At 59.9% G+C, this 12,958-nt stretch carries 15 protein-coding genes; 3 read left to right on the top strand and 12 right to left on the bottom strand.

The genetic code is table 11. The features are described 5' to 3' along the window. The 3 genes from D620_RS16475 to D620_RS15390 all read left to right on the top strand — a co-directional run. Positions 1-461 (top strand): hypothetical protein (locus D620_RS16475; RefSeq protein ID WP_233992079.1); only part of this gene is annotated, 461 nt, incomplete at its 5' end. Between the two features lie 401 nt (positions 462-862). Then, on the top strand, positions 863-1,309 hold the full coding sequence (locus tag D620_RS16470) for a hypothetical protein (protein WP_196795293.1): 447 nt from the start codon (positions 863-865) through the stop codon (positions 1,307-1,309). Between the two features lie 87 nt (positions 1,310-1,396). Beyond that, positions 1,397-2,281 carry a GNAT family N-acetyltransferase gene (locus tag D620_RS15390; RefSeq protein WP_081596608.1) on the top strand — a complete coding sequence of 295 codons (885 nt, stop codon included), beginning with the start codon at positions 1,397-1,399 and terminating at the stop codon, positions 2,279-2,281. Between the two features lie 88 nt (positions 2,282-2,369). Here the strand turns inward: D620_RS15390 and D620_RS15385 are convergent, their stop codons facing one another. From D620_RS15385 to D620_RS0113250, 12 genes are all read right to left on the bottom strand, one after another. Further along, a complete protein-coding gene (locus tag D620_RS15385) occupies positions 2,370-2,840 on the bottom strand; it encodes a prepilin peptidase (RefSeq protein ID WP_051020627.1) in 471 nt (156 codons plus the stop codon). Positions 2,841-2,867: 27 nt separating this feature from the next. Further along, positions 2,868-3,377 (bottom strand): hypothetical protein, encoded by a 510-nt coding sequence (locus tag D620_RS16465; RefSeq protein WP_155800172.1) that lies wholly within the window; start codon positions 3,375-3,377, stop codon positions 2,868-2,870. After that, entirely contained in the window at positions 3,374-4,063 is a 690-nt protein-coding gene (locus D620_RS0113285; protein ID WP_017666311.1) for an SCO family protein, read from the bottom strand. Before D620_RS0113285 ends, D620_RS16465 begins: the two co-directional genes overlap by 4 nt. Then, the gene (locus D620_RS15380) at positions 4,060-5,091 is read right to left on the bottom strand and encodes a multicopper oxidase domain-containing protein (protein WP_017666310.1); all 1,032 of its coding nucleotides are present in this window, start codon (positions 5,089-5,091) and stop codon (positions 4,060-4,062) included. The genes D620_RS0113285 and D620_RS15380 overlap by 4 nt, the downstream gene beginning before the upstream one ends. A gap of 35 nt (positions 5,092-5,126) precedes the next feature. Then, positions 5,127-6,233, bottom strand: coding sequence for a multicopper oxidase domain-containing protein (locus D620_RS0113275; RefSeq protein WP_017666309.1), 1,107 nt, complete (start codon positions 6,231-6,233; stop codon positions 5,127-5,129). Positions 6,234-6,533: 300 nt separating this feature from the next. Then, positions 6,534-7,151, bottom strand: coding sequence for an SCO family protein (locus tag D620_RS15375; RefSeq protein WP_051020625.1), 618 nt, complete (start codon positions 7,149-7,151; stop codon positions 6,534-6,536). 12 nt (positions 7,152-7,163) lie between these two features. After that, a complete protein-coding gene (locus D620_RS0113265; RefSeq protein WP_017666307.1) occupies positions 7,164-9,320 on the bottom strand; it encodes a secretin N-terminal domain-containing protein in 2,157 nt (718 codons plus the stop codon). Beyond that, positions 9,320-10,030, bottom strand: a complete 711-nt coding sequence (locus D620_RS16460; protein WP_155800171.1) for a hypothetical protein — start codon at positions 10,028-10,030, stop codon at positions 9,320-9,322. Before D620_RS16460 ends, D620_RS0113265 begins: the two co-directional genes overlap by 1 nt. Continuing rightward, positions 10,027-10,617, bottom strand: a complete 591-nt coding sequence (locus D620_RS0113260) for a hypothetical protein (protein ID WP_017666306.1) — start codon at positions 10,615-10,617, stop codon at positions 10,027-10,029. The genes D620_RS16460 and D620_RS0113260 overlap by 4 nt, the downstream gene beginning before the upstream one ends. Beyond that, the gene (locus tag D620_RS0113255; protein ID WP_017666305.1) at positions 10,614-11,672 is read right to left on the bottom strand and encodes a hypothetical protein; all 1,059 of its coding nucleotides are present in this window, start codon (positions 11,670-11,672) and stop codon (positions 10,614-10,616) included. The genes D620_RS0113260 and D620_RS0113255 overlap by 4 nt, the downstream gene beginning before the upstream one ends. Further along, on the bottom strand, positions 11,605-12,567 hold the full coding sequence (locus D620_RS16455) for a hypothetical protein (protein ID WP_155800170.1): 963 nt from the start codon (positions 12,565-12,567) through the stop codon (positions 11,605-11,607). The genes D620_RS0113255 and D620_RS16455 overlap by 68 nt, the downstream gene beginning before the upstream one ends. Then, the gene (locus D620_RS0113250) at positions 12,564-12,953 is read right to left on the bottom strand and encodes a hypothetical protein (protein WP_155800168.1); all 390 of its coding nucleotides are present in this window, start codon (positions 12,951-12,953) and stop codon (positions 12,564-12,566) included. Before D620_RS0113250 ends, D620_RS16455 begins: the two co-directional genes overlap by 4 nt. Between the last annotated feature and the right edge of the window lie 5 nt (positions 12,954-12,958).

Raw genomic sequence — 12,958 nt, 5'->3', positions numbered from 1 at the left:
ATGAGGGGTCCCTTTTAGACGCCGATCACCCCGCTAACGGGGTCCCTTTTGCACGCCGGTCCACAGCAAAGAATGGTGCGGGTCGTTGTGGTGACGTCATGCTTTTGCTGTCGCACGAGATATTGGGTATCGACTTGCCATCGACATTGTTGGCGGACATCAAGCGCGATCCGGCCACCTGTCGAATTGTTGATTACTGCCACGCCCAGATCAACCGGATCGGAATGACGGGTGGACCAGCAGGGCCCCAGAACATTTCCGAGACGGCAGCCTACATGCGCAATCTGCTAAGGTGCGGAACCGGTTTGGGTGGCTTCAGCCGTACAGCTTGGGCCTTGTGGAATCGCCCTTATGGCGGCGGGTTGCTCTGGCTGCCGCGCGTCTTTCGTCCGGTGGCGATGCTCGTATGGCTGCCTTGGCGCGTTATGCGGCGAATGCTCCTTGATAGCCTTGAATTGTGAAATGGCGACAGATCAGCAAGAGCCTGCTTGGGCATGCATGATGCGTTCGGCGGTTCCGTGTCCACCCTTGGGCCAAAGTGTCTTCGACGCACACCGGTCGGCGAACCGGGTTGAGCATGGCGCGAGCTGGGTCCTGCGGCATGGGTCGTAGGCCGCGCCGGCTTGGTTGATTTGCCGCAACGACGGCTTGACTGCGGCGTAATCGTCTCAAGCGTTTGATCGAAGGCGAGATCGCGGTCGCAATTGTCTGATATTACTTAGGATATATCCTTCAGAGGTATAGCGCTTGACCGCAGAAGTTGCTTATTGTTGCGGCTGTGACAATGAAGAAGCCTCGGGACCGCCGCCAACGGATTATGGTCCCTGCCCGGATGAAAGCGGGTGGTGGTGAGTCACCCGTGATGATCCTCAACGTCTCGCAGCGAGGGTTGCTTGCCTCTTCCAGCACGCCGCCGCCACGTGGTCACTATGTGGAGATCCGAAAGGGCGGCGTTGTCATCATCGGCAGAGTTGCCTGGTCGGGCAATCAGGTCTTTGGCGTTCGCACGCAAGATGAGATCGATGTCCCGGGCCTTGCCGGCATTCGGCCGGCGGGAATGCCCGATTTTGCTACAAAGGCAGGCGAAAAAGACAGAGCTGCGACTTTGCGGAGACCTTATAAAGCAGCCCCGCTGTCTGCTTACGAACAGAGCCGCATTGTATCGTCCCGAATGAATTACGTTGCGAGCTTGATTGTCTCTTGCGCTTTTGCCGCCGCTGCCGGCGTGCTGGCCTACGAAATGCTCTCGGAACCCATCGAAACCATTCGCGGGGCCTTGTCGCCCCGGGACAACCGATCTGTGCGGTGAGTGAATCTCGGGCATGCGGGTGTTGCATCGTCACTCGCACCAGCATGCTGACATCAACACGGCGCAAGCATTTGAGGTGGGGTAATCATGGCAAACGCGGCGCCATCCTTGGCGGGCATCAGTATAGGTGCAATGGAGCACACGGAAGCGCAGCGGCTCTTCGCGATGGCTCGAGCGGAGGGCTGGAATCCCGGAGCCTTCGATCTTGCCTGCGCTTGGGCGTATGATCCAGCCGCGTTTGTCGCGCTCCGCTATCGCGGCACAATGATCGCAGGCGGCAGCATTTTTCGGCACAATCCAGGTTTCGGCTTCATGGGCCTGTTCATCGTTGACCCGGAATTTCGCGGGCTGGGCTTTGGCCGGCTGCTTTGGCGTGAACGCCTCGAACGGCTACGCGGGCGGCTTGCCCCCGGTGCGGTTATCGCAATGGACGGCGTATTTGCGATGGAGCACTTCTATGCGGCGGGCGGTTTCAAGCCGCGCCACGAAACGACGCGTTACCAAGGGGTCGCCCCGTGCGCGGTTGTGCCGCCGATCGATCCCGCGCTCCGCCTCGACGGTCTTCCGGACGTCGATGCCGTCCTCAGCCTCGACCGCGAACATACGGCCTATGACCGCACCGGCTTGCTGCGCTTGTGGCTGGAACGCAAGGAAACTCTGTGTTCGTGCGTGTTGCGCGACGGCGAGCTTGTGGGCTTCGGCCTTGCCCGTCCGGCTGTGACAGGATTCAAGATCGGCCCGGTGATCGCCAAGGATGCACTATCCGCGCAAGCGCTGATTGCCGATCTTGTCGCCAAACTGGAGGGCCAGCAGATCCAGATCGACGTGCCTGAGCCTAATCTTGCCGCAAGAACACTCGCCCTCGGCTATGGCCTCGCCCCGGTTTTCGGGTGCCGAAGGATGTATTTCGGGGTTGTCGCGGAGACGGATTTGTCATCTACCTATGCCGCCATGTCTCTCGAGTTCGGCTAAGGGCGTTCGGCACGAACATGTTCGGCGCTGCTGCGGTGCTGATCCTGAAGCCGCTTCAGGCAAAGGCTGCTGTACGTCAGGCAGCGCGTCACCCGCCCGCAATAAGCAGCGTCGCGCCGGCGGGGAGTGCAGCACAGATAAGACAGGAACCCAGCGGAATGCGCTGGTCCTGCCAATCTATCCGCTGTGGCTCGAATAGTCGCTGCAGCACGGCATAAGCCAGGCCGAACAAGGCGGCGAAGAGCAATATCGTTGGCAGCACTTGCCAGCCGAGCCAGGCGCCGATCCCGCCCAGCAGAATGGGATCGCCGCCGCCCATGCCTTCGCGGCCGCGCAGATTTTGATAGGCTACAGCGACAGCGGAAAGTCCAAGATAGCCAGCACCGGCGCCGATCAGCGCGCTGCCTATGGATATGCCAAATGCCAGGTGGCCGACGATCAGTCCGGCAACCAGAAAGATGATATTGGGAACGAGTGGCAGGAGAAAGGAGCGTGCATCACTCCAGGCCATAATCCCCATCAACACCAATGCACTGGCAATCAGCAGCACCTGGATCATTGCGGTGGCTAGGCTTTCCATCGCTCGCTATCGGATCGTCGACGGGCTGAAACGCGCGACACCCTTTTTGTCGAACGTCACCGCCAGGAGCCGCCCATTGACACCTGCGCGCCAGGCCATTCCTGGACGGTGAGGCGGAAGAACCTCCAATTCGGCATTTGGAAAATGCCGCTTGCCGGCCAAAAGAATTGCATCGATCGGCGCGTAGCTGCGACACACGAGCGTGCCCTTCGGCAACGCTGTGCTTGATGCAACGTGGTGGATCAGCCGGGCTTCGAAGGTTCGGGAGTCAATTTCGAGAACCTTCGATTCCGTGCGCGTCGCAACTTTGACGCGGGCGACACCGGGCCGGACGATCCGGTATGATACCAGCATACTGCCGAATAGGTGTGACTGCGCCACCGCAACCTGTGCTGCGGCGACATTGCGTCCTTCGGGCGCTACAATAAGTCGGCCCGAACGTTCAAATGTCTGGGCCGCCAGGGGCAACGCATAGACCTGCGCTGCCGCTAGCGCCAACAAGACCATCGTCTTCACGACTTTGCCTTTTTCAGCCTTCGCACAGTTTCAATCAGGATTTTCGGCGTGGAGGTGTGATAACCATAGCCGGCCACCGTGGCACGCGGATCGAGTATGTAGATCAGCGAGCTATGATTAATGCTGTGGCCGCGCTCACCAGCCCGTGGGGGCGTATGTTCGCGTGCCACCCGAAAGGCCGCAGTGGCAGCCGAAAGCTGGCCCCGCGTTCCGGTGAGAATCTGCAATTCCGAACCAAAGCTGCGCTGCAATGAACGCAGGGCAGCAGTACGGTCGATCAAATGCACATGGCCCGCAGCGTCGGCTGCCTTGCTTGAACGACGCCGGACATAGCCGACAGCCGGTGCCTCGATATCGACAAAGACAGCATTCGTCTTGATGCCGATATCTCTCAAATCCTTGGCCGCCGTCGCGATTGCCGGAATGGCCATCGGGCAGCTATCGGTGCAGCGGGCATAGCCGAAATAGAGCAATGTCCATTGCCCTTTGAAATCGGCATCGGTGACCGGCCGCCCCGCCAGATTCGAGAAGTTGAACATCCCGCCCAGCTGGTCGGGGTTCGGCGGCAGATGGCCACGATGGTAGCCGGCAATGCGATCGTCAGCGGTGACCAGTCGCGCTGTTTCGAGGGCCGTTTCGCCAGAGAGCGTGAAACCGCTGGCGAGGAAGATTGCGGGGGTTGTCACGATACGATGATCCTTGTGTCAACAATGCCGCGGCCATTGTGCTGAACCTGTCCGGTGATCCAGTCGAGGAACCGGAAGCGCACCGGGAACGTGCCGCGCGCGGTCGGGCGGATAATGATGTCGCGGCGTTGCGCGGTCGACATGATGAAGGGTCGGTTTGCCGGGAGCGGCAATGGTGCGTTCCAGGGCTCAATTCCCAGGGCGCAGCCATCCATGATATGGCATGTGCCCGGGAGCGCCATGGTGGTTTCAAGCACAGAATAGCTGGCGTTGAGCAGCCGGATGAGGATCGTCTCACCCAGCTTCGCATTGATCACCGCACGCGGATCGGTCGTCGTGCGGTTGTTGAAGACGCCGCTGAGGAAGAAATAGTCGGGCCGGAAAATGTTCAAGCCGACATCCTCGCCGCACAGGCCTGCATCATGGTTCGGGTTATCGTGCCACCGCGAATCCATATCGTCGAGGCACCAGATCTTCTCGACGTCATACTTGGGGCCGCCGCTGAACAATGTCCCGGGGCCTTCGGGCGGATCGACGATCAGCATGCCGAACATGCCCATTTCGAAATGCTTCACCGTGTTGCGGTGGCAATGATAGAAGAATGTTCCTGCGCGGGTCGGCTGGAACTGGTAAGTGTAGCGCGCATTCACCTCGAACGACACGTGCCCGACGCCGTCATTCACGGTCGTCGGTTCGATCCCGTGGTGGTGGATGGTATGCGCGTTCTTTTTCGGTTCGAGCGTGCTGTGCACGATCTGCCCCTGGCGGAAGCGCATCGTCGGCGACGGATACATCGGCGCACGCCCCGCTTCGGTCCGAGCGAGCGGATCGGTGAAGGTCCACAGACGGATCTTCTTGCCGTCCGGTGCCGTGATATCATAGCTCACCTCCATCTGACGCTCGACATTGACGTCAGGCTTCACCCGGTCGGGGGTGGGGAAGTTCGATTCCTGAAAGGGGTTGCATCCAAAGGTCGCATAGGTGACCTCACCTTGGACCCCGGTTTTTGTCCAATCTGCCGCTTGCATGGCAAAACTCCTGAATGATTAGATTTGTCGCGGGGTCAGAGGGAGGCGGTCATTTCCCAATGGGTGACGAGACCCTGCGGATAGTTGCCGCCGGCAGCCGTTTGCGACATTTCCGTATGGCAGTGCATCACGTAGCGCATCGGAAAGGGCTCATCCTTCGGCGGCCAGACCGGAGCGTCGCGGGGCCGTTCAAAGGGCAGCAAAAGGTCTTGCCGCGATAGCGGAGGCAGCGGCCAGGAATCCAGTTCGTAGATGGATGTCGCTACCGAGATCGCTCCGCTTGGAAGAGATTCGGTCAGCTTGAAGACGTGGTTGCCATGGATATGCGGGCTATGACTGCACAGGCCGGCATTCATGTTGCGAATGACCGTGGGCTGGCCTTGGCGACCATGCGGCATGATCCGCCCGGCACCCTTTGACCAGTCGGTGGTTGCATCGACCTTGTGCGGCGCTGCGTCATAGCCGCTCAGGCCATTGATCATGAAGTAGCGCGGGACGAAGGAGGGCACGACGCTTGCCGGAGGCACGGCCTCACCTGCATCGACCCGTTCCGCGATGAGCGGATCGACCTGCGAGAAGACCCAGACCTTGTCGCGCTCGACATCATGGGGCACCCACTTGTTGCCAGGGAACCGTTCCGAGTTGCCGAGCGCATCGAAAAGCGCAGTAATTGCCGGCGTGTGCGTCGCCCGGCTGAGCGGCGTCGGCGAACCCGACGCGGTCGTTCCCAGAGCGGGATGAACGATGAACGCACCGTAGAGACCGAGGATGCGGTTCAGCGGCGCGAGCGTGGGGTCGATATACAAGTAGCTGCCGGCGATTGGCGCGGTGAAACGCACGGTCGCCTTGCCGCCCGGCGGGATCGACGCGACCGAAGCAGCCGGTATCCCGGGAATGCCAAAGCCGTGTGGCCGCGTATCGAGGTTGGTGACGTTGATCGTCACGACTTCGCCTTCGGTGACTTCGAGGATCGGGCGGCCTTCCTCGCTGCGATCGAAGAACATCAGGCTGAAGACGAAAACGCCGTCGATCATCTCGGAATCGACGGCTTCGATTGTCAGATCGAACATGCCGCCGGTCGTCTGCGCGCTCGCCATCGCGGGGAAGGCCGCAACCCCGGCCGCGGCGGCACCAACCTTCATGAACTTGCGTCTATCCACTTTGCTAACTCTCACTTCGGATGCATGCGAATCAATTCAAGGACCCCATTAACTGGGTCTATAGAAATCCCATACACCCGAACGCATACGTCCCAAATTCGGACAACAAAAATTCGATTTTTGAATAATTGCTTTTCAATTTGAAAATATATGATCGCAAGAATCCTATGTTGAACAATTTGCGAAGAATTTTGCTTTACAGTGATAAGGCCATTTTTCTGTAAGAATCTAAAAAAGATCGAAGCTTAACTGCGAATTCTATCCCAGACCTTCAAAATGAAGCTATTTGAGGAGCGATTCGAGCTTGTTCTGGAACTCCAGGTCGTCGGCGTCGAAGCCGATTGCACCTGCGCGTTTGCCGTTGCGGTCGATCAGGAAAATCGCTGCGGTGTGGTCGATCGCATAATCCGTCTCGGAGTAGCGGACGGTTTCATAGACCACGGCAAACTGCTTCGCCGAGGCAGCGATATCGGCAGCGCTCCCGGTCAATCCTGTGACAGGGAGCGAGAAGGCACTGAAATAGTTCTTCAGCGCTTCGGGCGAATCGCGTTCGGGATCAAGCGACACGAACAGGATATGCAGATCGTTGAACGGCGCGCCGATCCGTTCGCGCATGATCGAAAGCTTTTGCATCGTCATCGGACAGAAATCGGGACACTGGGTGAAGCCGAAAAACACCGCAACCGGCCTGCCCTTGAGCGAGGCAAGATCGAACGGCCGGCCGTCCGCATCGGTCAGCTTCAGCTCGACAGGCGACCCCAGCGACGGATCGGCCGCAGGTTCTTCTGTGTTGACCGGATTTCCTTCACCCGCCGCATAGGTGAGATACACGCCTCCAGAAATTGCGGACACGGCCAGGCCGCCAATGATCGCCCGGGTGACAGTGGCATTCAATTTCATGATTCCAGACCTTTAATTGCTGTTCTCGAAGCGTGAGTAGCTGTGCAGGGGCATCGTCTTCCCCGGAACCCAGGGCACCAAGGTGAAGGCCTTCTGGCCGCGGCCATTCATCAGGCCGTTGATTGATCCGCTGAATTCGGACGCCACATTCTGCATCGTCCGGTCTTCGCTGATCACTTTGGGTGTCACGAGGATGAGCAATTCGGTCTTGCGCTTGGTCGCGCTGTCGACGCGGAATGCCCTCCCCAGAAGCGGCAGATCCTTCAACAAGGGCACACCGCGCTGGCCCATGGACGCGCTGTCCTGGATCATCCCGCCAAGCACCGCCGTCATGCCTTCGCGCAACGACAGCCGCGTCGTGACCGACCGATTGCTGATGATCGGACTACCGATGTTAGAGGTGACGTTGGGCTGCTGGCTTGACACTTCCTGGAAGATCTCGATGTCGATCCGGTCGTTGCTCAACACCACAGGGCGGATGTTGAGGATCACGCCCGTCTGGCGATACTGCACCGTCTGAAGGATATCGGTGTCGCCATTTGACTGGATGTCCGCCGCGCGCTGCGAAGTGATGATCGGCACGTCATTACCGATCAGGATCTGCGCCTCGCCGCCCGACCTTGCGAGCAGCCGCGGCGTGGAGATGATATTGAGGTTCTGATTGGTCGCGATCGCATTCAAGGCGGCGGTCACTGAGGTCTGCGCAAAGCCCCTTGCAAACGTGAGGCCCAGTCCGCCGGCCTCCCGCACGAGGCCTCCGGTCGTGGTTGCCTCGACCGACCCGTTCGACATTTGCCGATCGAGGAACCATTCGATCCCGAAACGCGTCTCGTCGGTCAATGCAACCTCGGCGATGGTGATTTCGACGAGGACCTGTTTCGGGGCGACATCCAACTCCTTCAGCAGGCGAAGCAGAGGCGCATATTCACGCCGGGTGCCACGAAACAGGATGCGATTGCCGGGATTATCGACAATGACCTTGCCGCCGCTCCCCTCATTGTCCGAGTTCGGCTGTGGCAGGCCCAACTGCTGCATCCCCGACGCTTGTTTGCCGCTTGCGCTGCGGGGCGCCGGGTCGTCGATCCGGCCCTGCGGCGAGGCAAAAGTGCTCAGGTCACCCTCGCCGTTCGCGCGCCCGACAAGACTGCCCAGTTCAGCGGCCGTGGTGTTACGCACCTGGTAGACAAAGAACCCGGCATGATCCCCGCCGGATCCTTCAAGGGAATCGAGCTGTTCGACCCAGTAGAGGACGCGGTTGAAGAGCCGCGCATCATCCGAAAACAGCAGCAGGCAATCGGGGCGCGACAGGTGCACGAGATTTGTGCCGCCAGAGCCAGCAAATCCGATCGAGAAGCCTTCGCTTGCCAGCACTTCGCGCAGCTTTTCCGCCAGCGCCTCCGAACTCCAGAGCAGCGGGGCGATCCTGGCAACCCGCGCGCCCGCATATTGCGGCTGGTCCATCCCGGCGAGCAGATTGCTGGCGCTCGCCACTTCGGCATCGTCGCCCTGCAACATGACGCCATTGGCATCGGGCAAGGATTGAACTGCAATCCCGCCCTGGTGTTCGACAATATCGGCAAGGATCCCGGCCGCCGGGCCGGCAGCGATTTCGCCGAGCGCGACGATCCGAGTGACGCCGGTCTTCGATTGTCGAGCGCCGGTGCTTGCCAGTGCCTCGCGCACAAGGACTGCACCGCCCAGCTGGACGAGCTCCAGCCCGTATTGATTCAGCGCTTTCTCGGCGAGCCGCAGGAATTGCCGCGATGACATCTCCTGCGGCCCACTCATGCTCACAAGATCGCGTCTCTGCGCAACACCCGAACCCATGATATAGGGCACGCCCAGTATCTGCCCCAGGACGGTTTCGGCAAATTGCCCGAGCGGTTGCGGGGGCAGGCTTGCTGCCACGCTCTTGTCGGGGACCAGAGCCATCAGATCGGCATCGCTCAGGGGCGCAGTTTGGTCCGTTGTCACGGGCGCATCGATCAACACCGTTGTGCGCTGCTCGATCCGTTCGACCGGGCGTGGCGGAGGTGTATCGACAGGCAACGCCAATACCTCATCCGAGAGCATCAGCGGCTCAATGGAAATACGCGGCTGAACGTCGGCGGAGGACGACGCAATGGCAATCGCCACAATCGCGGTGCTGGACATGATCATCTGCATCATTATTTCTGTTCATCAGAGGTGCCAGGACGCGCAATGCGCCGACGCGGCCGGGAGGAAGCCGGGCGGGTGCCAGGATTGGCCGATCGGATGCCGGCGGAACTGACCGTGTTCGCCGCCGGTGCAAGATAGGGCGTAGTTGGCACGGGCCTGCGCAAACCGAATCCCACAGGAACGATTGCTTTTGCGGACTTTCGCCCAAGCGTTATCGACTGCGTATCGATGAGTTCAACGCGCCAGCCGTCTCGATACAGGTCGCCCACCTTCAGCGTCCGTCGAATGCCATTGGCGTTGTCGATCACAATCACGCTGGCAACCCCATCGCTGCGCTTCACCGCCGCTATGGTTCGTGACAGCAGTCCAGCAATCTGATCGGCGCTCAGCGCGGGAGCGATCGTCGGCGGCTTGGGTGCTGCGGCTGAAGCATTTCCGGGCACTGCCGGCATGACCGGCACATCGGTGGTCAGCGCCAGGCCATCGACCCGCGCCGGATCATCAGGCGGTGCCGCAACCCAAAGCGTTTGCGGGAGCTCGGCCAACTGTTCGCGAGCCGCCTTCGCCCTTAGATCAGGATCGTCAAGGCTCGCAGGCTTTGGAGCGAAGGCGTCTTGCAAGACATCTGTTGCACCAGTGGAGTTCCCAAGTATCCGGCCAGCGGCAAATGCGATCCCGGCCAGCACGACACTGCCGGCGATGAGAAGTGCGCGGTTCATGTCTCTGTCGCCTGCTTGTTGTGTAGCGCGCGGAACGTCACGCGCATCCGGCGCTTGTCGGCCTCCTGCCTTACTTCGAACCCGTCGATGAAGTAGCTGCGGCCGTCGTATTCTACCTGTTCAAGCAGGCGCAATAGCCCTGGCCAGTCAAAATCGAACTCAACAGTTGCGGTCAGTACGGTGAAGCCTTGTTTGGCGCTCTTGTCTTCCGCTAGAGAATCAATTGTGTCGTTATCGATGATGACTGGCCCGGCGAGGCCAGCCCTGCTGGCGAGATTCAGGATTTCGCCACGCAGCCTTATCTTGCTGATCGCAGGAGTCGCGTCGATCAGCACGGATTGCGCGAGCAGCTTTTTCTGCGCTGCAATTTCGGCAGGCAACTGATTGTTCGAAAGCAGATCGAGCTGAGAGCGTGCTTCTGCCAATCTTTCCTTTGCAGCTACATCGTACGCTGCGGCATTTTGCCGCGTGTCGGCGGAGATATAGAGCCACGCGGCAAGAAAAGTGCCGAGCAGAAGCTGTAGCAGACGCTTTTCCCGATCATCGGGACGCCAATCCAGAAGTGCGGTGAGGTGGCTGGCGATCATGGCTCTACCTTTGCCGAAAGGATCATTTCGCCAGCGCTTTCACCGTCCTGCGCGGCGACATGAACGAAGCCGGGAAGCGCCTCGATCTGCGTAGCGACAGCGCGTAGCCGTTCAACATCGCCCTGGGTCTGGACGGAAATGCGCAGTTGTTCGCGATCAAGCTGCATCGACGATAGCGACAGGCCCGCACTGGCGACCTGAGCAAGAATGGTTGCCAAGTCGGTGGCAGTGCTCGTTCGCCCCAATGCGCGCTGCGCAGCGTCCAATTCCTGTAGATCGGAGCGGATCCTGGCGAAGAGTTCGTAGCTGGCGGTAAACCGTTCCAGCCGCACGGCCTCCGCCTGGTTGCGGGTGGCATTTTCCGCCAATGTTGCGGCCTCGCCCTGCCACCATCCGCCAAGGATCGACGCAAGCAGCAATCCGACGAGCAGCAGCTTCTCGGCAGCGGCCATCGGGTGCCGTAGCTCCCTTCCGCCACGCAACTGAGGGGTCAAATGCGATCGCTCGATGCGCGCTGCCGGAGGCAACGGGATTCCAGCATCCCCACCTGGCTCGGCAAGCGCGACAATGTCCTGCCATTCGGCCTTAATAAACGCTGTCCGCCGCCAGACGGAGGCGACGACCATTTGCCGCCGGACAAGCCGGGCCTCATAACCAGTGTCGAGACTGATATGATGCCAACCATCAGGCAGGTTGGCGCACAGGCTTTCCGGAAGATAGCGACTGGCTCTGTTCTGCGGAGCCTCGGTCATGTTGGCCCATGCGCCGGCATCCCACCACCAGATCCCGACGCCGTCGCGGTCGCCGATGACGATCGATCCGGCATCTACGAAGGGGGGCTTATGCTCTGCGCGGAGCAGGCAGGCGGCCTCAAATTCCTGCCGGCCAAGTTGAGCGGGGCGTTCGAAATATTCAAAGCGGCAAAGACTGCGGGGAATGATTGCGGGGGCAACCAAGCGGCCTCCGGAGAGATCTGTCTCCCACCGATCACCGTTCGGGGAGCGGCTGGGCAGCTTCCTCCAAAAACGGAAAGCACTCGGATTGATACCCAGCATCGACTATCGGGCCTTTTGCAATAAAGGATAAGGCAGGATCGTCACGATCAAGCTCAAGTGTCGATTGATAGAGATAGACAGGTAAAGTGTTGGTTAACCGGTCATGACTTATCTGCACGCTCATCCGAATATGCGCCGTAATCGATCCCATTTGTCTATAAGGATATTGAATGATATTTCCATTTTTGTTGTATAATAATACCATTTTGGAAATATCTTGGTCTCTTTCGCGTAGTTCCAGGATTTGGCGAGTTCGGCGTTCGCTGCCAGTCAGGGCAAGCAGCACTGATGGCGGAGCAGTCGGCAGATAAAGGCCGGGCTTCTCGCGGTGTCGCCATGCTGTCGCAGCCTCCAGCTTGCGGCGCTCATCGCCGCGCACATGTTTTCGCCAATCGAAATCAGATGTGCGACTGCGATCAGCCAAGATGCCTGCGGCAATATTCTGTGCCCTCGGACCCGTAATGCCGCAGGCCGAAATCAGATCTGACAGGATGGTCGTGCTAGCTTGATGCAAGTTTATCAGCCCGCCTTCATCCTGTAGGCGAACGATGACTTCATTCGTGCTGTCGATTTTCATTTTATAGGGGCGTCCATCGAACAGGATGGTCCGTCGCATGCTCGGAAGTTCACCGCTGACCAGGCTTCCGTCAAGAGCAAGGCGCGGTCCGCCAAACTCAAGACCGTTTTGTCCCACCGGTTCGGTCAACATCAAAAAGACGACCCGGCTTTGCGCGCTCAACGCCACACGTTCAACATGGAGCTGAGCACGGGCGTGGCGGAGCTCTTGTCCCAGCCGGTCGCTGGCCGGTAGCGACATGACGAGTCCCAGTGCGAGCAGCGCGACAGCAAGCGCAGCCATCGGTGCGGCAAATCCGTGGTTGGCATCTCCGGTCACGGTGCGATCCACACGTGCGATTGATCGCCTCGCTGAAGGGTGAAGCGCACAATGTCGCTTTCGGCATCATCGCTCGTGCTGCGCCATATGGAGCCGTCATGGCTGTAAGAGAAGCTGGCGCGCCCCGCTGTCCAGCGCAAGACAGGCTGCGCACTGCCTTGGCCTTGCAGCACCAGCGCATCAGGGAGGATGCGCAATGCGCCAAGTTGGCGCGCGTCAGCAGTTCCAGTCGCCCGCGCGGCTTCGGTAACGAAGATGCGGCGTGCCTGCAGCTGCTCGACCGCAGCTTGGCCGCGGGAGATGAAGCGGCGGCTTTGCGCGCTTTCTGCCGTCAACAAATCGACAATAAGCGCCAACAGCACCGCAGTCATGGCCAGGCCGATCAAGGCGT

This window comes from Porphyrobacter sp. AAP82 (genome assembly GCF_000331285.1).
Taxonomy (GTDB): Bacteria; Pseudomonadota; Alphaproteobacteria; order Sphingomonadales; family Sphingomonadaceae; genus Erythrobacter.
This window is presented reverse-complemented; position numbering and strand designations above follow the sequence as displayed.